11 protein-coding genes are annotated in these 20,564 nt (G+C 63.1%); 4 read left to right on the plus strand and 7 right to left on the minus strand.

The features are described 5' to 3' along the window. Positions 1–34: 34 nt before the first annotated feature. Positions 35–8,416, minus strand: coding sequence for a VCBS domain-containing protein (locus tag IVB54_RS36310; RefSeq protein WP_247776969.1), 8,382 nt, complete (start codon positions 8,414–8,416; stop codon positions 35–37). Positions 8,417–9,082: 666 nt separating this feature from the next. On the opposite strand from IVB54_RS36310, the gene IVB54_RS36315 reads away from it, so the two are divergent. Together IVB54_RS36315 and IVB54_RS36320 are read left to right on the plus strand one after the other, a co-directional pair. Beyond that, entirely contained in the window at positions 9,083–9,814 is a 732-nt protein-coding gene (locus IVB54_RS36315) for a transglutaminase-like cysteine peptidase (protein WP_247776970.1), read from the plus strand. A 100-nt stretch (positions 9,815–9,914) separates the two neighbouring features. Further along, complete coding sequence (locus IVB54_RS36320) at positions 9,915–11,039, plus strand: lysozyme inhibitor LprI family protein (protein WP_018458191.1); 1,125 nt, start codon at positions 9,915–9,917, stop codon at positions 11,037–11,039. A 162-nt stretch (positions 11,040–11,201) separates the two neighbouring features. On the opposite strand, the gene IVB54_RS36325 is transcribed toward IVB54_RS36320, so the two are convergent. The 6 genes from IVB54_RS36325 to IVB54_RS36350 form a co-directional block, all read right to left on the minus strand. Then, on the minus strand, positions 11,202–12,401 hold the full coding sequence (locus IVB54_RS36325; protein WP_026233521.1) for an ABC transporter substrate-binding protein: 1,200 nt from the start codon (positions 12,399–12,401) through the stop codon (positions 11,202–11,204). 79 nt (positions 12,402–12,480) lie between these two features. Continuing rightward, the gene (locus tag IVB54_RS36330; protein WP_018458189.1) at positions 12,481–14,319 is read right to left on the minus strand and encodes an AMP-dependent synthetase/ligase; all 1,839 of its coding nucleotides are present in this window, start codon (positions 14,317–14,319) and stop codon (positions 12,481–12,483) included. Positions 14,320–14,444: 125 nt separating this feature from the next. Further along, positions 14,445–15,233 carry an ABC transporter ATP-binding protein gene (locus IVB54_RS36335; RefSeq protein ID WP_018458188.1) on the minus strand — a complete coding sequence of 263 codons (789 nt, stop codon included), beginning with the start codon at positions 15,231–15,233 and terminating at the stop codon, positions 14,445–14,447. A 4-nt stretch (positions 15,234–15,237) separates the two neighbouring features. Then, entirely contained in the window at positions 15,238–15,996 is a 759-nt protein-coding gene (locus IVB54_RS36340) for an ABC transporter ATP-binding protein (RefSeq protein WP_018458187.1), read from the minus strand. Continuing rightward, positions 15,993–17,144, minus strand: a complete 1,152-nt coding sequence (locus tag IVB54_RS36345) for a branched-chain amino acid ABC transporter permease (RefSeq protein ID WP_018458186.1) — start codon at positions 17,142–17,144, stop codon at positions 15,993–15,995. Before IVB54_RS36345 ends, IVB54_RS36340 begins: the two co-directional genes overlap by 4 nt. A gap of 4 nt (positions 17,145–17,148) precedes the next feature. Continuing rightward, on the minus strand, positions 17,149–18,024 hold the full coding sequence (locus tag IVB54_RS36350; protein ID WP_018458185.1) for a branched-chain amino acid ABC transporter permease: 876 nt from the start codon (positions 18,022–18,024) through the stop codon (positions 17,149–17,151). Positions 18,025–18,287: 263 nt separating this feature from the next. Between IVB54_RS36350 and IVB54_RS36355 the strand changes: the two genes are divergently transcribed. Next, a complete protein-coding gene (locus IVB54_RS36355; RefSeq protein WP_026233520.1) occupies positions 18,288–19,037 on the plus strand; it encodes an ABC transporter ATP-binding protein in 750 nt (249 codons plus the stop codon). After that, a complete protein-coding gene (locus IVB54_RS36360) occupies positions 19,034–20,560 on the plus strand; it encodes a hypothetical protein (protein ID WP_018458183.1) in 1,527 nt (508 codons plus the stop codon). The genes IVB54_RS36355 and IVB54_RS36360 overlap by 4 nt, the downstream gene beginning before the upstream one ends. The last annotated feature ends 4 nt before the right edge of the window (positions 20,561–20,564 follow it).

A 20,564-nucleotide genomic window follows, 5' to 3' on the forward strand; every position in this document is an offset into this window, starting at 1 on the left:
GGCCTGCCGACGATCGCGGCCCATCATGCAGCAATCAGGCATGGACGATGAAGTCGCTCGCCTGGAGGTGGGCGACACCCTTCAGAAGGATGGTGTCCGAAGCGTTGATCGTGACCAGGGTGTCAGCGGAATTGGTCGGCGAAGCCGCCACGTGCTGCGCCATCCATGCCCCAAAATCGCTGGCGGTCACGACTGCCGACAAGTCGATATGGTCCTGACCGGGCGTGAAATTGGTGATCGTATCGTTGTTGGAACTGGCGGCGAACACGAACTGGTCCTGATGGCCTGTCCCGATGAAGTCATCTTGCCCGGCCGTGCCAAAGAGCAGGCTAACCGTCTTGCTTGCGTTGTGACTGTCGGCCACGGTGAGCGTGACCGTCTGTATGGCCGCACCTTCACTTGCATCAGTGTAGGTCACGGTCTGCAGCGCGGAATTGATATGCGCCAAGGTATCGGACGTCGACGCCGGACTCAAATTGCTACCCGAGCCGGAGGCAACGAGCGTGAAGGTTTCATTGGCAGCCGCATCGGAGTCGGTGGCCGAGATACCGTGCACAGTGACTTGAGCGTCGTCATGCGTGAGGCTGATCTGGTTGACGTCCATTACCGGCGCATCGTTCGCGCCGTCCACGTCCACCGTGAGTGTCGCAGTGCCGGTCGCGCCATGCGCGTCCGTCGTCTGGACCGTAAACGTATCCGCGAAGGGCCCTTCTTGCAACGCGTTGATCGCAGCCGCGTCGGGAACGTAGGTGTAGCTGCCGTCAGAGTGGACCGTCAGCGCGCCGTAGTGTCCTGGAGCCGTCCCGCAACTATCCGCATTCTGGACAGAATAGGTCAGCGTCACCGTCTCGTCGGCATCGGCGTCGGTGCCCGCGAGATTTCCGGTGAGATTGGAGAAGGTGTCGGTCGCCGCCGTGTCCGTAAGCTTGCCGAGGTTGAGAGCGGACAGCGTTGGCACGTCGTTGGCGCCCGTCAGGTCCACCGTGTATATCGCCGTGGAGGCGGCGCCATGTGCATCCGTGACCTGGACCGTGAAACTGTCGGAATAGTGCAAGCAGCCCGGCAGCGCGTTAATCGAAGCCGCATCGGGAACGTAGGTGTAGGTGCCGTTCGTGTTGAGCGCCAGCGCGCCATAGTGACCCGTGACCTCTCCGACTGCCTGGTGATCTGCGTTCAGCAAGGTGTAGGTCAGCGTATCGCCGGAGTCGGCATCGGTCCCGACCACCTGTCCGGTGAGGTCAGAGAAATTATCCGCTGCGCACGTATCGGTGAGCTGCCCGATGCTACCATCGGTCAACACCGGAGCGTCGTTGGCGCCTGTTACGGCAACCGTGAATGATGCCGTGCCGACAGCACCTTGCGCGTCCGTGGTCTGAATCGTGAAGACGTCCGAACAAGGGCCTTCCGAAAGCGCGTTGATCGAAGCCGCATCGGGAACGTAGGTGTAGGTGCCGTTCGCGTTGACCGTCAGCGAGCCGTACAGGCCAGCCGTCGTCCCATGACTATCCGCGTTCAGAACGGCATAGGTCAGCCCCGCCGTCTCTCCATGGTCGGCGTCGGTTCCGACCAGCATTCCCGTGACGTCCGAGAAGCTGTCGGCGATGGAGGTATCGACGAGCGGATCCGTGGTGACCGCGGCCAAGGTCGGCGCGTCGTTCTTGCCTGTGATCGTGACCGTGACGTCGGTTGTGGCGGTCTCGCCGTAATCGTCCGTGCTCGTGATGGTAGAAACCACCTTCGCGGTCTGGTCCTTGGCGAGGAAGTCCAGCGCGCCGTCGGCGATCGAATAGCTCCAGGTGACGATGCCATTGTTCAGCCCGGCCTGCGGCAGAAGCGTCAGCCCGCTCTTGAGCGCCGCGATCTCGTCAAGCGAGAGCGACGAGGTGAGGTTAGTGCTGTGATCGGCGCCAAGCGAGGTCACGTCCTGGCCGGTGATCTGTGCCGACGGCAGGTCGGTCAGGTCGATGTCGGTGAAGTCAATCGCGCCGGTCGCAGGCGTTGAGGTATCGGAGGTGGCGAAGTCACCGGTGGCGTCCGCCTGCTCGGAGACGCCCCCCGCCAGCACGCCGCCGGCGGTGAAGGCCGGGGCGTGGTCATCGGTCATCGTGATCAGCGTGTGGCCAGTGCCGTCGTCGCTCCCGGCGAAATGGGCATTGCTGTAGTCGGCGCCGGCCAGGTTCAGGCTGATGTGATTGCCGTCCGCATCGGTCACCGTCAGCACGCCGCCGGTCGCGGGATTGGAGTTTGCAACATAGACCGCGCTGGTGCCGAGCCCGTATTTGATCGTCGACAGGTCGATCGTGTCGTTCGCCGACAGCTCCGCGATCGATCCGCCGAACGTATCCGTATCGATCTCAACCGCGGCGCCGTCGCCCGCGAGGTTGATCGTCTGCGCGACCGTGCCTTCGAGCTTCAGCAGCGCACCGGCATCGACGGTGACCGAGCCCGTGCCGGTCAGCAAGCCGAACAGCGACAGCTCGCCATCATGGACCTCGATGCTGCCGGTATTGCTGATGGTGCCCGAGATCGACGCCGTGCCCCAGCTGTCGATGTGGCTGTGATTGACGAGTCCAGGCCCACCCAGGGAGATCGAGGCGCCGTTGAGGAGATCGATGACACCGTCATTGACGATCGACGACGCATTGCCGAAGGCGCTCGTGCCGGCGACCGTCCAGGTGCCGCCGGACTCGTTATTGAAGGTCGCGCTGGCGACCGAGATATTGCCGTTGATGTGGCCGGTGTTGTTGATCGTGAGGCTGCCACCGATCTCGATGATCGCGTCGGTCGCGGAGGTCACGCTCGAAGCGGCGGGCGGCCCGATGGTGCCGGAATTGTTGATCACCGAACCGGTCGTATCCTGCTGGATGTGGATCGCCGCATTGCCACCGGCGCCCACGATGGAGCCGGAATTGACGATGTGGATCGAACCGGTCGCGCCCGAAAACTCCAGCGTCGCGCCAACATCGACGATTACCTTGCCTGAACCGGCGATGCCGCCCGCAAGGTCGAGAATGCCGCTCTGGACCTCGATGATGCCAGTGTTGGTGACGCTGCCCGTGACCGTATCGACGCCGGCGCTGTAGAGATTGCCGGCATTGCTCAGGCTGCCGCCGTTGATCGAAACGTCGGTCAGATAGAGCTTCGAGGTGCCGTCGACCGTGATCGACCCAGCACTGCTGTTGCTAACGGTGAGATTTGCCAGCTTCAGCGTGCCGTGGTTGACTGCCTCAAGAGCCGCAGTGTTGGAGATATCCTCACCGGAGACGTCGAGCACGCCGCCCTTCGCCTGAATGAGATTGTGATTGGTGATGGCGTGAAGCGTGGCGGGATCAATCGTCAGCGTACCGCTGGTGACCGTGATCGTGCCGGTGTTGGTAATGTCGGCATTGTCGATGGCGCTGGTGCCGGTCGATTCCAGCGTACCGGCAATCGTCACCGTGCCGCCGTCGATGGTCGCGCCCTGAAGATCGAGTGCCGAGCCGGACTCGACCGAGACACTACCGCTGCCGGTGTCGGTCACCGTCATCCCGATCAGCTTCAGTGTCCCATGATTGATCGCCGCCAGCGTGCCGGTGTTTGCGATGGCTTCGCCGTTGATGTCGAGCTCGGCGCCATTGGCCCTGAGGATGCCGCCATTCGCGATCGAGCTTGCGGAGGTCGTCGCCAGCAGCGTCAACGCGCCCAGGGTTGCCTCGATCAGATAGTTGTTCGAGATGTTGGCGTCGGTAATCGCAGTTGTGCCGGTCGAATTCAGCGTGCCCGAAACGGTGAGCGCGCCGCCTGTCAGGCTCGCACCGTTCAATGTCAGCTTGCTGCCTGCATCGACCTTGACCGTGCCATGATTGGCGATTGCGGTGCCCGCAACTATCACGTCATCCAGCGTCAGGATGACGCCGCTCTCGACCGTCACGGCAGTGGTGCTCAGCGTCGCCGATTGATCGATCTTGCTGGCGCCGGTGACATCGATCGTGCCGAGACCGTTGATCGTACCACCGCTGATCGTCGCGCCGTTAACTGTCAGCTTGCCGTTGGCATCGACCGTGACGTTACCGGCATTCGCGACCGTCGAGCCCTGGTCGATCGTCAGCGCGCCATTCGTCAGCACCTCGATCGTGCCGGTGCTCGCATTCGTGATCGTCTCGTGGTCCAGCGCGTTGCCGGTGCCGCTGACCTTCAACGCCGCGTTGTTGTTCAGGATGCCGCCGCTCAGCACCGCAGCGCCGGTCAAATCGATCTCGCCATTGCCGGTGACCGTGCCGGTGCCGTTGATCGTCGCCCCGTTGACCGTCAGCTTGCCGTTGGCATCGACCGTGACGTTACCGGCATTCGCAACCGTCGAGCCCTGGTCGATCGTCAGCGCACCGTTCGCCAGCACTTCGATCGTACCGGTGCTCGCGTTCGTGACCGTCTCGTGGTCCAGCGCGTTGCCGGTGCCGCTGACCTTGAAGGCCGCGTTGTTGTTCAGGATGCCACCGCTCAGCACCGCAGCGCCGGTCAAATCGATCTCGCCATTGCCGGTGACCGTGCCGGTGCCGTTGATCGTCGCCCCGTTGACCGTCAGCTTGCCGTTGGCATCGACCGTGACGTTACCGGCATTCGCGACCGTCGAGCCCTGGTCGATCGTCAGCGCACCGTTCGCCAGCACTTCGATCGTGCCGGTGCCCGCGTTCGTGATTGTTCCATGGTCTAGCGCGTTACCCGTGCCGCTGACCTTGAAGGCCGCGTTGTTGTTCAGGATGCCGCCGCTCAGCACCGCAGCGCCGGTCAAATCGATCTCGCCATTGCCCGTGACAGTCCCGGTACCGCTGATCGTGGCGCCGTTAACTGTCAGCTTGCCAGCGGAATCGATCGTGACGTTGCCGGCATTCGCGACAGTCGAGCCCTGGTCGATCGTCAGCGTGCCGTTCGCCAGCACCTCGATCGTGCCGGTGCTCGCATTCGTGATCGTCTCATGGTCGAGCGCGTTGCCGGTGCCGCTGACCTTGAAGGCCGCATTGTTGTTCAGGATGCCGCCGCTCAGAACCGCGCCGCCGGTCAGATCGATCTCGCCATTGCTGGTGACCGTACCGGCACCATTGATCGTGGCGCCGTTCACCGTCAGCTTGCCGTTGGCATCGACCGTGACGTTGCCGGCATTCGCAACCGTCGAGCCCTGGTCGATCGTCAGCGCGCCGTTCGCTAGCACTTCGATCGTGCCGGTCGTCGCATTCGTGATCGTTTCGTGGTCCAGCGCGTTGCCGCTGCCGCTGACCTTGAAGGCCGCGTTGTTGTTTAGGATGCCGCCGCTCAGCACGGCAGCGCCGGTCAGGTCGATCTCGCCGTTGCCGGTGACAGTCCCGGCACCGTTGAGCGTGGCGCCATTGACTGTCAGCTTGCCGTTGGCATCGACCGTGACGTTACCGGCATTCGCGACCGTCGAGCCCTGGTCGATCGTCAGCGCGCCGTTCGCCAGCACTTCGATCGTGCCGGTGCTCGCATTCGTGACCGTCTCGTGGTCCAGCACGTTGCCGGTGCCGCTGACCTTAAAGACCGCGTTGTTGTTCAGGATGCTGCCGCTCAGCACCGCAGCGCCGGTGAGATCAATCTCACCGTTGCCGGTGACCGTGCCGGTGCCGCTGATCGTGGCGCCGTTGACCGTCAGCTTGCCGGTGGCGTCCACCGTGACGTTGCCGGTGTTGGCGACGCCGGAGCCCTGGTCGATCGTCAGCCAGCCATTCGCCAGCACCTTGATCGTGCCGCCGGACGTGTTTGCGACGGTCTCGTGGGCGAAATCCGCCGTGCCCTTGACGTTGACCGCCCCTGAATTGTTCAGCGTGCCGTTCTTGAGGACGCTGCTGCCGTCGAGTTCCAGCGTGCCGGCGATGGTGACCGTGCCGCCGCTGATGGTGGCGGTGTCGACGATCAGCGTCGTGCCGGCATCGGCCTTCAGCGTGCCGCCGGCATTGTTAATTCCGGCGAGCGTCTTCAGCGTGCCGCCGAACAGCTCGATCGTGCCGGAATTGGTGATTGTGGTGCCGTTGGCGAAATCGCCGCCGCCCTTGAGCGTCAGGTAGCCGGCATTGGTGAGGACGCTGCTGTCCAGGAACTCAGCCTTGCCACCAACCGAGATCGTGCTTGCCGTGAAATTGGTGAGCTTCGAATCGGCCTTGAGGCTGATCTCGCCCGCAATCGTCAACGCACTCTTGTTGATGACTTCCGGCGCCTTGTGGCCGACCGCGGTGTCGTAGTCGTTCATCGTGATCGACTTGGCAAAGGCTGCCGTGTCGATCGTCACCGGATAGGACGGCGTCAGCCCATGCAGCTGGTCGGTGATGACGATGACGTCGTCATTGATGGTCGGGACCGTGCCGGTTGCCCAGTTGGCCGCATCCTTCCAGAAGCCGCCCGAGGGAGCGCCGGGCTTGTCGGTCGCGATCCACACCACGGCGGGAGCGTCGGTGCCGGTGATCGTGACGGTGATGGTCTGCTGCGAGGTGGCGCCTTGCGCGTCCTTGAGCGTCACGGTGTAGACCAGCGTCAGCACCTCACCCTTGGGGATGAAGTCGGCGAGATAGACCGGCAGGTCAGCCAGCGACCAGTTGATGGTGCCGGTGCCGTCTCCGGTGCTATCGGCGCCCGCCGCGATCGCGACCGACATCGCGCTCTGGAACGCCGCAAGCGGCCCCGGCGGAACGGTGCCGTCAGGCAGGGTCGCGCTGCTCAACGCCACCGACACCGTATGCTTGTCGGTGAGATCGACGTCGTCGAAGCTCAGCGTGCCCGACGTGGGAACATCGCTGGTGAGCGGGCCACCCGGCACGCTGGTGCCGCCTTCGAAGATGATGGTCGGAACGCTGGTGGTGATCACCGGCTTGTCGTTGGTGCCGGTGATCGTGATGGTGATGTCGATGGTCGACGTTTCGGGATTGACCGAGAAATTATTGTTGACGCGGACCTTGTAGGTCAGCGTCAACGTTTCGCCCGCCGCGAGGAAGTCGAAGACGTGGTCGGGAATCGTGTAGGTCCAGACCGCCGAGCCGTTGTTGTTGTTACCGGCGGCTGCGGCCACGCTGAGCTGGATCTGCGTTGCCGCGATGTCCTGCTTCTGGAGCGCAGAGAGCGCGCCGGTGACATCCTGCTGGCCGGCGTTCTTGTAGACAAAGTTCGGCGCATCGCCGAGGTCTATGCTCACCGTTGGCAGATCGGCCAGGTTTTGATCGACGAAGGTGATGCGACCGGAGATGGTATCGTAATGAGTTGTGTCGCCGGTCGTGCCCGCGCGCTCGATCATCTCGAACGCCGTCTTCACATTGCCGTTGAGATCGAGGCTTTGACGAACGGGCGGGCCGGGAATGCGGGTGCTGGTCGACGGATTATGGCCGGTCCCCTGCGATCCCGGCTCAGGGAGATGCGTGAAGGTCGCGGTCGCGGTGGCACCGGTATCCGTCTTGATGAAGACAATGTTGCCGGTCTGCGTGATCGAGTCGGTGAAGTTCTGGGTCAGCTTGGTGTTGCTGTTGTTGTCCGTGAACTTCAGCGTGAACACGTCCGTGATCAGCTTCTGGATGTCCGGCGACATCAGCGCATTGGAGATCGAGACGTTGCCGCCGCTGATCTGGATCATCTGGCCGGCCTGGTTGACCGTCGCGATCGGCAGCAGCGTGACCTTGTCGAACAGGATGTAGGAGCCCGTCGTGCCGTTCGGCTCGACCAGCACCTGGAAGCTTGCCTGCGGCTGCGGATCGCCGCCGCCAGCGGGAACGACGAAGTTGATCTGGCTCAGCACCGCCGTACCGCGGATGCCCATGGTGGCGACCGGCGTGTCGACCTTCATGTCGCCGTGCTTAGCGGTCTCACCGGCAACGAAAGTGATGGTGCCTGCGACCAGACTGAGCAGAGAGGAATTGTTCGACCCGTTGGGGTCGTAGACCATATCGTTCAGCACCATCCGCGCATTGGAGGACAGGCCGAACACCGTGCCGTCGATGAACGTAATGCCGAGCGTCGAGTCGCCGCCGGTCGAGACCACGTCGCCCTTCTCGACGTTGTCGCCATTGTTCAGGATGACGGAGACGCCGTTACGGACCGCGGTCGCGCTGCCGGAGAGCTTGGTGACGTGGCCGATGACCTGCGCGGCGGCAATGCCTGAGGCGGCCTGCGCGTATTGCACATGGCCGGTGAGTGCGTTGACGACGTCGCCGGTGAGGTGCGCGCCGTCGGGCGAGGCGATCGCCGCGCGCTTGTCGCCCCTGAAATAATCGTGAACGACGAAATCGTGCCCATCATGAGACAGCACGAGATCGAGACCGGCGCGCTTGAAATCGCCGTTGAAGATCAGGTTCGGGTCGGGAACCACGAATGCGCCATCGGGCACGTGGCCGTGTGCCTTCGCAGTAAAGGAATCGACATGGCCATCGGCGGGCGATCGGGAACCCAAGCCGTCCAAGGAAATCGCGGCGTCAAATTTGCCAGCGTAATTCAATCCGGGCACCAAAAAAGGAGTTAAAATCTAAGTAAGTATCGCTCGCCTAAACTTGCATATCATTACCAAGTCCTTAGCGAAACCACCTATTGCTTGTGTGATTTCGCATCACCAAGCGGTCGATGCTCTCGGACGGCTGGGCACCTGCAGGGAAGCCAAAGTAATCTTTCAAATACTCATAAGTAAAGTAGCGCTTATTTTCGCTCATTTTCAGTAACCTCATGTATTCTATTGCAGAAATCTGGCAATAGATACTTCTGTCATCTTTTGTTCGTGGTGCCCCGCACCACCCTGCGGCAAATACGGGGCCAAATCTGTGATCCAGCTAACAGAACTCACGAAATAGCCAGCCGTTAGCCATAAGGCGCAGAATCAGTTCCACAACAACTTCTGCCTGCAATTGGTCCCTCTTCGCGGCAACTGCCGCCCTCCTAGCCGGCGAATCGTAAAATTTTACGCAATATGAGCAGGCCCGTTTCAGCCTGTTGCCCGGTTTTGGGACCCCAGGCCGGGCGCGTTAAGCAGAACAAAACCGCCCGCCTCGCACTATCTCCGCGAAAGCAACAAAGCCCGGCACGTGCAGGTCGAGGGGGACCTGGCGAAGCCGGAAGGGGATGTCAGATGGAGACCGCTGCTCGTTCGCGCGCTTGGCGCGCTATCCTTGTGCTGTGCGGATTGATCCTACTCGGATCGGCCGCCGAGCTTCGCGCTGGCACGCTACTATCGCCGGGAGCCGGCGTCCTCGTGCGCAAATCCGCCGAGCCGTTCGGCGTGTTCGCCTTCGCCATCTCCGCCGGCAGCCTGCAACAGAAATGGCTCGCCCTGAGGTCCAGGCTCGACGATGACATGGTGCAGCTCGCCCTGTGCGACGGCGATCGGGACAATTGCGCTTCGCCCGCTGCGCTGAAACTGCTCGCGATCGTCGACCAGGCCCGCAGCCGTGACGGCCGCGCCCGGCTGGGCGAAACCAATCGCGCCATCAACCTCGGCATCCGCGCCGCCGATGACGGTTCTGAGGACGTCTGGAGCTCGCCGCTCGCGACCTTCGCGCGTGGCGCCGGGGATTGCGAGGACTATGCCATTGCCAAGCTCGCCGCTCTTAAGCTCGCGGGCATTGCCGCGGAAGATCTCCGCATCGTCGTGGTGCGCGACCTCAGGGCCGGCGAAGAGCATGCGATTGCCGCTGCACGGCTCGACGGCCACTGGCTGATGCTCGACAACCGTCGCATGGCAATGGTCGAGGACGACGCTGCACGGAGCTACCAGCCGCTGTTCGTGCTCTACCACTCGGCCGTGTTGAAATATGTCGACGAGCCCGTGCGGTTCTCGATGATCGCCGCCGAGGCGCGTTGATCTTGTTGTAGCCCGGTATAAAGTACGCTTACCCCACAAAGTCATTTCGCCGCGCGATTCGGGACGCTAGCATGCCCGCGGCTATGCGGGGGCGACTGGAATGCGGTTCATCGTGCTGACTATGCTTGCGCTGCTGGCCTTGCCGGCGGCTCCAGGCTTCGCGCAATCCAGCCCGTCCGACCGCTCCGTCGCCGACAGGCTGCCGCTGTTCGCCAGGAACAACTGCCAGCAGATCCGCGATCCCGGCAATCAATTGTTCTGCGGTGATGCCGAGCTTGCCGCCGCCGCCGAGAAGCTGAGCACGGGAATCGAGGCGCGGCTTGCCCGCCTGCCCGATCGCCTGCCCGGGATCGAGGAGAACGCGATCTGGATCCGCCAGCGCAATCTCGGTTGCGGCATCGTCGGCCAGACCGCGATCCGCGCCGAAGATTTCGACCGGGTGAAGGCATGTCTTCTCAAGGTGACCGATGAGCGCGCAGCGATCGTACGCGATCCGGATTTCGACTGTCTCGCCGCCAACACCGCCGCGGGCGCGCTGATCTGTGCGGACCCGTCGCTGGCGCTGGCCGAGACTGAGTTGAACAGCCAGGTTCTCGGCCTGATCGGCAAGCTCGATCCGACCGCGGCGCGCTTTGCCTTCGCCGAATACGGCCGGTGGACGCGGGAGCGCGATCGCAAATGCAATCTGGTTGGCAAGGAGAACGTGCCGCTCGGGGAGCTCGAGTCCGCGGAGGACTGTCTCGCCGGCTATCTGAAGCACAAGGCTGACGAGATTGGCACGGCGAAAGGCGATCCGAAGAAGGTGTTCGGCCGGCAGGTCGCAGCCCACTCGCCCGACACCGATGCCGTCGATTTCTGCGCCGCGCGAATCCACGCGGCCAATTCCTGCGGCAACTTCCTCCGCATCAACCGCGTCTACGCACTCGACAGCCAGGTGGGCGAGCAGGAAGCGCAGGTCACGGGCGAGATCGAGATGGCCGTGCTGGCGCCCTTCGCCACCTGCAGCAAGATCGCCACGACCTGTACGGGCACCTGCTGGGATGCCAGAACGGGTCGTCCGCAGCCCGGCGTCGGCAACAAGGAGCGCTCCACGGACGCCTTCAACGTCACACGCCGCCTGCGGATCCAGCGCACGTTTGCATTTGTCAAAGCCGCCGATGGCTGGCGCTGCCGGGAAGACGAACTGGCCCCGGTGAATTCAGGCACCGCAGGTGGGGGATCGTAGGGCTGTGTGCTCTCCCTCTCCCCGCTCTTCGCAGGGAGAGGGTTGGGGTGAGCGGCTGCTTCAGCGAATCCGGTGACAGTTAGACTCGCGGAGAGCCCCCTCACGGGGAAATTTGCTGCGCAAATTCCCGCCTCTCCCCGCATGCGGGAAGAGGCGAAGAAATCAAAACATCAGATTGTCCTTCACCAGAACCCAGCGGCCGCCCTTGACCTGCTGCACCTGGGTGATGGTGTTGGCGAGGTGGTCGGTCTTGGAGAATTTGGTCGGCGGCGAGTTGAAGATGTCGAGGAACTTGTCGCCCGATTCCAGCGCGTCCAGCATCTTCTGGCCGGTCAGATCCTTGCCCGCCTTGTTGGCGTAAAACGCGAACGTCATCACCGCATTGTAGCCAATGATGGCCTGCGTGTTGGCATCGGTGCTGAACATCTTCTTGTAGTTGACCAGCCAGTCCTTCACCTTGCCCTTTGCGGTGTCCTCATAGGGAATCTCGAATCCGGACGCAGCATAGAGGCCTTCGACCGCCTCCTTGCCGAGCATGGGCACCTCCATCACGTTGGTCGGCGTCGCGCCGAGAAAGGTGACCTCCCAGCCGAGCTTCTTGGCTTCCGTCATCGCGCCGATGGGCTCACGGAGCACAGCGCCGAGCACAACGAGGTCGCAGCTGTCGGACTTCATCTTGGCGATCTGCGCGCTGAAGTCGGAGGCACCGCGCTTGTAGCTCGTGATCGAGGCCGGCTGCACCTTCATGGCAGTAAGCTGCTGGTTGAAGCCGTCGAGCACGTTCTTCCCGTACTCGTCGTCCTGATGCATGATGCAGGGTTTCTTGAAGTTCTTCCACTCCATCATGTATTTCAGCGCCGCCCGCGTACTCTCGACATAGGGCAGCAGATTGTTGAACTTCAGCCGCTCCTGCGGCTTGGCGGGATCGAACTTGAACGTGAACTCCGCCGCCGTCAGCGGGAAGAGCTGAAGCACGCCGGCGTCGAGCAGGATATCCTGCGCCGCCAGCACGGTCGGCGAGCCCATTGGCCCCACCATCGCGAAGATCTTGTCGCGCTCGATCAACTTCTGCGACGCGAGCACGGCCTTCTTCGGATCGTAGCCGCTGTCCTCGACGACAAGCCGAATCTTCCGCCCCTGGACGCCGCCGGCGGCGTTGATCTCCTCGACCGCCATCTTCATGCCGTTCGAGACTGGCACACCCCAGCCCTTGATCGGCCCCGACAGATCCTGATGGGTGCCGATGACGATCTCGGAGGCCGAGATGCCCTCATTGGTGACCTTGGTCTGCGCCGCGGCAGGCAGACAGGTGAGCACCACCGCGCCTGCCGCAAAGCCGAACGTTTTCAACGATCTCGACATTGAAGTCTCCTCTCCTTGGGGCCCTTATGATGCGAAGGGTGGGGCCTTCACTCCTTCCCTGTTATTCAAACAAGATTGTTCAAGCCACCGCCCGCGCCGGATACATCGCGTCGATCTCGGCGGCATAACGCTTGTTCACGAAGCCGCGCTTCAGCTTCATGGTTGGCGTCAGCTCTTCGTCCTCCGGGGTGAGCTGGCGTTCGATCAGATAGAATCTCTTGATGGTCTCGACGCGGGCGAAATTGGCATTGACCGTTTCGATTTCGCGCCAGATCAGGTCCTGGATCTCCGCCGCGCGGCACAGGCTGGCATAATTGGTGAAGGGGATGTCGTGGTCCTGCGCGAATTTCTCGACATTCTCCTGGTCGATCATCACGAGGCAGGTGAGGTATGGCCGCTTGTCGCCGATCACCACGGAATCCGAGATGTAGGGCGAGAATTTCAGTTGATTTTCGATTTCGGACGGCGTGATGTTCTTGCCCCCGGAGGTGATGATGATGTCCTTCATCCGGTCGGTGATGCGGACGAAGCCCTCATTGTCGATGGTGCCGACGTCGCCGGTATGCAGCCAACCGCGATGGTCGATGGTCTCGGCTGTCCTCTCCGGCTGGTTCAGGTAGCCCATGAACAGGAAGTCGCCCCTGATCAGGATTTCCCCCTCGGGTGACAGCGCGACTTCGCCCCAGGAAACCGCCTTGCCTACCGAGCCGAGCTTGATCCGCTCCGCCGGCATCATGGTGGCGACCCCGCAATTCTCGGTCTGGCCGTAGACCTCGTGAATGTCGATGCCGAGCGCGAGATACCAGCGGATCAGCTCCGGCGCGATTGGCGCCGCGCCGGTGAAGGCGATGCGGCAACGGTCGAGCCCGATCATGCGTCGGATGTTGCGGAAGACGACCCGGTAAGCGATGCCGTTGGCGAGCCGCAACGGCAGCGGCGGCGGCTTGCCTTCAATCCTGCAATCGACCATGCGATAGCCGATGTCGATGGCGCGGCGGTAGACCCATTGCTGCAACCGCGTCGCATCCTTCAGCGCGATGGTGATCGCGGAATAGAATTTCTCCCAGATCCGCGGCACCGCGAGGAAGATGGTCGGCTGCACCTCGCGCAGATTGTCCGGCACAGTCTCCGGACTCTCGGCAAAATTCATCACCGAGCCAAGCGCGACCGAGATGTAATAGCCGCCGATCCGTTCGGCGACGTGGCAAAGCGGCAGGAAGATCAGCCGGTCCTCGTTCTCGCGCGCCGGAATGAAATCGTTGGCGTGCCGCATCTGGTGCGTGACGCTACGGTTGGCGTGCATGGCGCCCTTGGGCGGACCCGTGGTGCCGGATGTATAGACGAGGACCGCGAGATCGCTTGCGCTACGACTGTCGACCATCTCCTGCCACAGCGCCTCGCGGCCGGCCATGTGGTTGCGCCCGAGCGCGCGAAACTCGTCGAGCGACATCACCATTTCATCGGAGAAGCCGCTGAGGCCCTCCATGTCGAACACGATGATCTTTCGCAGAGACGGGCAGCGTGCGCGACAGGCCAGGATCTTGTCGAGTTGCTCCTCGTCCTCGGCGAAGATCACCTTCGTCCGGGAATCGTTGACGAGATATTCGACTTGGGATGAGGCATCGGTCGGATAGATCCCGGAAGAGACGCCGCCGGCGCACAGAATGCCCATGTCGACATGGACCCATTCCGGCACGGCGTTGGCGATGATGGAAGCAACGTCGCCGGGCCTGAAGCCGATGGCATGCAGCGCGTAGGCGACCTCCTTCGAGATCTCCAGCCATTCGCGCCAGCTGGTCGGCTGCCAGATCCCGAATTTCTTCTCGCGTATAGCCGGCCTGTCGCCCCGCGTCTCCGCGGCGCGCAAAAAGCTTTTCGCGATCGTGTCAGCGACCGTCAGCACCGCCGGTCGGGCCATGCACGTCTCCTCCCTGTCGCGTTCCCCTCCGCTGCCTGCCTTGCCGGCGGTCTATATTGGCGGATGGGCTTTGGTATTTAAGGCTTTTTCTAACGCCAAGTCTTCCCTTAACGCCAAGTCTTCCTCTAACGCCAAGTCTTCTTCTTTTTCCAGCGCCGCTCGCCTCGTGCGCCCGCTTCCTTGGCGCCAAGGTAGAATTCCTGGATGTCCTTCGAATGCATCAAGCGGTCGCAGCTGTCGTTCATCACGATCCGGCCGGTCTCCAGTACATAGCCATAATGCGCCGTCTCCAGCGCCACCTTGGCGTTCTGCTCGACCAGCAGGATCGACATGCCCTGCTCCTCGTTGACGCGCCGGATGATCGCGAAGATTTCCTTCACCAGGATCGGCGACAGCCCAAGCGAGGGCTCGTCGAGCAGCAACAGAGTCGGCCGGTTCATCAGCGCGCGGCCGATCGCGAGCATCTGCTGCTCGCCGCCGGAGAGCTGTCCGGCCGGCTGGTTGATGCGCTCCTTCAGCCGCGGGAAATAGCCGTAGACGCGCTCCAGATCGTCCGCAACGCCGTTACGATCCTTGCGCGGATAGGCCCCCATCATCAGGTTCTCGCGCACGGAGAGGAACGGGAACACCTCGCGTCCCTCCGGCACGTGGCTGAGGCCCAGCCGCACGATCCTGTCCGCCTCCATGCGTTGAATCGACTTGCCCATGAACTCGATGGCGCCCTTCTGCGGATCGAGAATGCCCGAGATCGTCTTCAGCACCGTCGTCTTGCCGGCGCCGTTGGCGCCCAGCAGCGTGACGATGCGGCCGCGCGGCACTTCGAGCGAGATGCCGCGGATGGCCATGATCGGCCCGTAATAGCTCTCGATGTTGGAGAGTTTCAGGATGATGTCTGGTGTTACCACGGCATCCATCGCGTCAGGCTCCCAGATAGGCGGCAACGACATCGGGGTGCTGTTGCACTTCGGCGGGCGAGCCCATCGCCAGCACCCGGCCGTAGTTCAGGGCGATGACGCGGTCGGAGACGCGGTTGACCAGCGACATATCGTGCTCGACCATGAGCACGGTGACGCCGAGCTCGCTCTTCAGGTCGCGGATCCAGAACGACATGTCGTCGGTCTCCTCCACGTTGAGGCCGGAGGACGGCTCGTCGAGCAGGATCAGCTTCGGCTCCGAGCACAGCGCGCGGGCCAGCTCGATCACCTTGCGCACGCCGTAAGGCAGACCCGAGATCAGCTTGTCGCGGTAGGGCTCGAGATCGAGGAATTCGATGACCTGTTCGACCCTGCGGCGATGCACCTTCTCGTCGGCGCGCACGCCCGGCAGGAACAACAGCTCCTGCCAAAGCTGCGTGGTCGAATGCCGGTGGCGGCCGACCAACAGGTTCGACAACACCGTCGCATTCTCGAACAGTTCGATGTTCTGGAACGTGCGGGCGATGCCGAGCCTTGCGATGTCGTGGGGCGGCTGCTCCGTGATGTCCTGGTCTTCGAAGAAGATGCGACCCGAGGTCGGGCGGTAGATCCGCGAAATCAGGTTGAAAATCGAGCTCTTGCCGGCACCGTTGGGCCCGATGATCGAGAGGATCTCGCCCTTCTCGACCGCGAACGACACCGCATCGACGGCCTTCAGCCCACCGAAATGCAGGGACAAGTTCTCGGCGCGAAAATAGCTCATCGGTTGCGCTCCGACTTCACGTAGATCTTCTGCCGCTTGAAGGTGGCGCGCTTGTAGAGCGGGAACAGCTGGAAGAAGAGTTTGATCTTGAGCCAGCGGCCGTAAAGCCCGAGCGGCTCGAACAGCACGAACAATACGATGATGATGCCGTAGATCGCGCCTTTCAGGCCGTTGAGCGAGGCAAAGGCCGCGACCTTGGACTGGACATTGGCTGCGGCTTGCGTGCCCGCTCCGAAGGTCGCTGCAATGCCGGCGATGATGCCGGGCATGTCGTCCTTGAGGTAGGTCAGGAACGGATCGATCATCACGATGAAGATTGCCCCCAGCACCGCGCCGTGCAGGCTGAAGGTGCCGCCGATCAGGATTACGATGATGAACTCGATCGAGAGTTGGAGCGTGAACATCTCCGGCGAGATGAAGGAGAGCTTGTGCGCAAACAACACGCCGGCGAAGCCGGTGATCGCCGCGGAGATCGCAAAGGACTTCACCTTGTACAGCGCGACATTGACGCCCATGCTGCGCGCAGCGGTCTCGCTGTCGCGGATCGCGACGAAGGCGCGCCCGGTGGGCGAACGCAGCAGATTGAGCGTACCGACGATGGTCAGCACCAGCACGGCGAGGCAGAGGAAATAGAAAGTGGGGCTGTCGCGCGGCACCGCAACGCCGAGCAGCGACAGCGTCTTCACCCGCATGCCCTCGTTGCCGTGGGTCACGCTCTCCCAACGCGCCAGGATCTCCTCGACGATCAAGGCGAAGGAGATAGTGGCGATGACGAGGTAGATGCCCTGGAGCCGCAGCGCGGGAAAGCCGACCAACGCGCCAATGCAACCGGACAGAAGGCCTGCGGCGAGGAAGTAGACCGGGAACGGCACGTTGTACGTCTGCAAGTACGCCGCCGTGTAGGCGCCGATCGCGAGGAACGCCGCGTGCCCGAGCGAGGCCTGCCCGGTGAAACCGGTCAGGATCAGCAGCGCCACGCCGACGGTCGCATAGATGCAGACGAAGACGAGCTGGCTCATCAGATAGCTGGAGAGCACATAGGGCGCGATCAGCAGCACGGCCAGCAGGAGACCGTATGAGACGTAATAGCCCGAATGCGGAAACAGCCTGATGTCGTCCTCGTAGTCGGTCTTGAACAGGAAGCGCATGCGTTCAGACCTTCTTGCGGACGTGAAGGCCGAACAGGCCTTCGGGCTTGAGCAAGAGCACGGCGAGCAGCACGATGTAGGGCGCGACGTCCTTCCAGCCCTCGGCCAGATAGAAGCCCGCCATGCTCTCGATGACGCCGATCAGGACGCCGCCGACCACGGCGCCGGGGATCGAGCCGAAGCCGCCGAGCACGGCGGCCGGAAACGCCTTGAGGCCGAGCACGAGGCCGACATTGGAATGGATGAAGGTGATCGGCGCCAGCAGCACGCCGGCGCAGGTCGCGACCGCCGCGCTGATCGCCCAGACGATCGACACCACGCGCTTGACCGGAATGCCCATGTAATAGGCCGCGAGCATGTTCTCGGAACTGGCGCGCATCGCAGTGCCGAGCGTGGTCTTGTTGAAGAACAGATAGAGCAGCGTGCACAGGATCATGGTCGCCGCGATCACCGAGAGCTTGTCGTAGGCGAGCACCAGCGGGCCGATGCGCAGCACGCCCTGGCTAAACGGCGTCTCGATCTTCAGATCATCGGTCCCCCAGATCATGCCTGCGATCGAGCGCAGGAAATAGCCGAGCCCGATGGTGGCCATGATGATGGAGAATTGCGGATAGCCGAGGATCGGCCGCACCACCACGCGCTCGGCCAGCATGCCGAACAGCGCCATCGCCGCCACCGCACCGGCAAAGCCGATCCAGTAGTTCAGCCCCATCATGCCGATGAAGGTGAAGGCAAAGAAGCCGCCCAGCATCATCAAATCGCCCTGGGCGAAATTGACGACCTCGGTGGCTTTGTAGACAAGCACGAAGCCGAGCGCGATCAGGCCGTAGACGCAGCCGAGCGCAACACCGCTGACCAGCTGCTGAACGAAATCCAGCATCGTCGCGCATCCTCCCGATACAACCGGCGGTTCTTCCTGACCGCCTTGCCGCATCTTGTGTTCAGTCGCTACGCAGTCGTTTCGCTGCGTTCGCGCCATTCGTCCCTTCACCAATTCAGCCTGAACCGCCAAGCGCTGTCAACAAACGGTGACTTGCCATTAGTCCAATCCGGATGACGGAATTTGCGGCAGCGCGATTCACGGTGCCGAAACATCTTCGGGGCATGGTCGCGAGCGATGCAAAACCGCAAGGTGTGGCCGTGATGAAGCGGGACGACTCGGCGCTCGAAGTCATGGGGTTAACGAAGTGTTTTGACCGTCTGGCGGTCGATAACCTCGATCTCACCATCCATGCCGGCGAATTCTATGCGCTGGTCGGCCCCAACGGCGCCGGCAAGACCACCACTTTGCGCATGGTTGCAGGCCTTTTGCGGCCCGATGCCGGCTCGGTCTCCATCTTCGGCATCGATGCGCTCCAAAACCCCGTCGCCGCCAAGCAGGTGATGGCGTGGGTCTCCGACGAGCCCATGATCTATGACAAGCTCACGCCGCTCGAATATCTCGAGTTCGTAGCCGGTCTGTGGGGCATCGCACCATCGGCCTCGGAACCGGTCGCCGCGGAGCTCCTGAACTCGCTCGGGCTCGAGCCGCACCGGCACGAACGCTGCGAGGGCTTTTCCAAGGGCATGCGCCAGAAGGTCGCCCTCGCCGGCGCCCTGGTGCACGATCCCCGCCTCATCATCCTCGACGAGCCGCTGACGGGACTGGACGCCGTCTCCGCCCGCCATGTCAAGGGACTCCTGAGCGAGCGCGTCCGCGCCGGCTGCACCGTCATCATGACCACGCATATCCTCGAGGTCGCCGAACGCATGGCCGACCGCATCGGCGTGATCGCAGCCGGCCGCCTGGTTGCCGAGGGCACGCTGACTGAGCTCCGGCAGCAAAACGGGCACGCCGATACCAGCCTGGAAGATCTCTTCATCGCGCTGGTGACCCTCCAGGAAGCCGCATGAGCTCGGCCACCGCGCTGTCCTGGTTCGCCCGCCACGAGCTCCGGCTCGCCTGGCGCGAATGGCTCGCCATGATGACCGGCGGGCGGCGCAATCGAACGCGTGCCGCGGTGATCGGCCTGCTGTTCTTCGCGGCGCTGCTGCACGTCCCGGCCTGGGCGGTGATCGGCCGCTTCGCCGACCTGCAATTGCCGCTCGACAAATCCTCGCTGATCGTGATTTCGGCGACAATTTTTCTGGCCTGGACGCTGATGCTGTCACAGGCGATCGAATCGGTGACGCGGGTGTTCTACGCACGCGCCGATCTCGACCTCATCATGTCCTCACCCGCGACGCTGGCCAATCTGTTCTCGGTGCGCATCGCCGCGATCGCGCTCGCCATCACGGTGATGGCGCTGCTGTTCTCGACACCCTTCATCGACGTGCTGGTGTTCGGGGGCGGCGCGCGCTGGCTTGCAGCGTTCGGCGTCGTCGTCGCGATGGGCCTGTCGGCCGCAGCGATCGCGATCGCCGTCACCATCCTGCTGTTCCGCCTGATCGGTCCGGCGCGGACACGGTTCGTCGCCCAGATCCTCGCCGCCATCATCGGCGCCGGCTTCGTGATCGCGCTCCAGGTGGCGGCGATCATGTCCTACGGCACGCTGTCGCGCTTCACCATCCTGACCTCGGGTAGCTTGGCCGCTTACGCGCCCGATGCCGACAGCATCTGGTGGTGGCCGGCGCGGGCGGCGATGGGGGATGCCGAAGCGCTGCTGCTGCTCCTGGCGCTCGGCCTCGTGCTGCTCGGAGGCGTCATGGCGATCTTCTCGGGCCGCTTTGCGGACACGGCGATCGATGCCGCCGCCTATGGCGCGTCCGGCCGTCGCAGCGCGAAGGAGCGCCCGTTCCGCGGCGGATCGCGGCAGCATGCCCTACGGCGCAAGGAATTTTCGCTGCTCTGGCGCGATCCCTGGCTGATCTCGCAGACGCTGATGCAGCTGCTCTATCTGGTGCCGCCGGCATTGCTGCTCTGGCGCAACTTTGCCGACAGCTCCGCGGCGCTGACGCTGATCACGCCCGTCATCGTCATGGCGGCGGGACAACTCGCCGGCGGGCTTGCCTGGCTGACGCTCTCGGGCGAGGACGCGCCCGACCTGGTTGCGACCGCGCCATTGCCGCCGTCCAGCGTCATCCGCGCCAAGATAGAGGTGGTGCTGATCGCGATCGGCGTCATCTTCTGCCCGCTGATCGCGGCGCTCGCTTTCGCCTCGGCGTTCCAGGCCGCGGTCAGCGCCGGTGCGGTCATCGTCAGTGCGGCCTCCGCCACCGCAATCCAGCTCTGGTTCCGGGTGCAAGCCCGGCGCAGCCAATTCCGCCGCCGCCAGACCTCGTCGCGGCTTGCGACCTTTGCCGAGGCGTTCTCCTCGATCGGCTGGGCTGCCAGCGCCGCGCTGGTGCTCACGCTGCCCATCGTCGGCCTCGTCAGCAGCCTGATCACCGCGAGCCTCGTCGCCCTCACCTGGAAGTTCAGCCCGCGGCGGGAGTAGTAAA

Source organism: Bradyrhizobium sp. CW1 (assembly GCF_023100665.1).
GTDB classification, from domain to species: Bacteria; Pseudomonadota; Alphaproteobacteria; order Rhizobiales; family Xanthobacteraceae; genus Bradyrhizobium; species Bradyrhizobium canariense_D.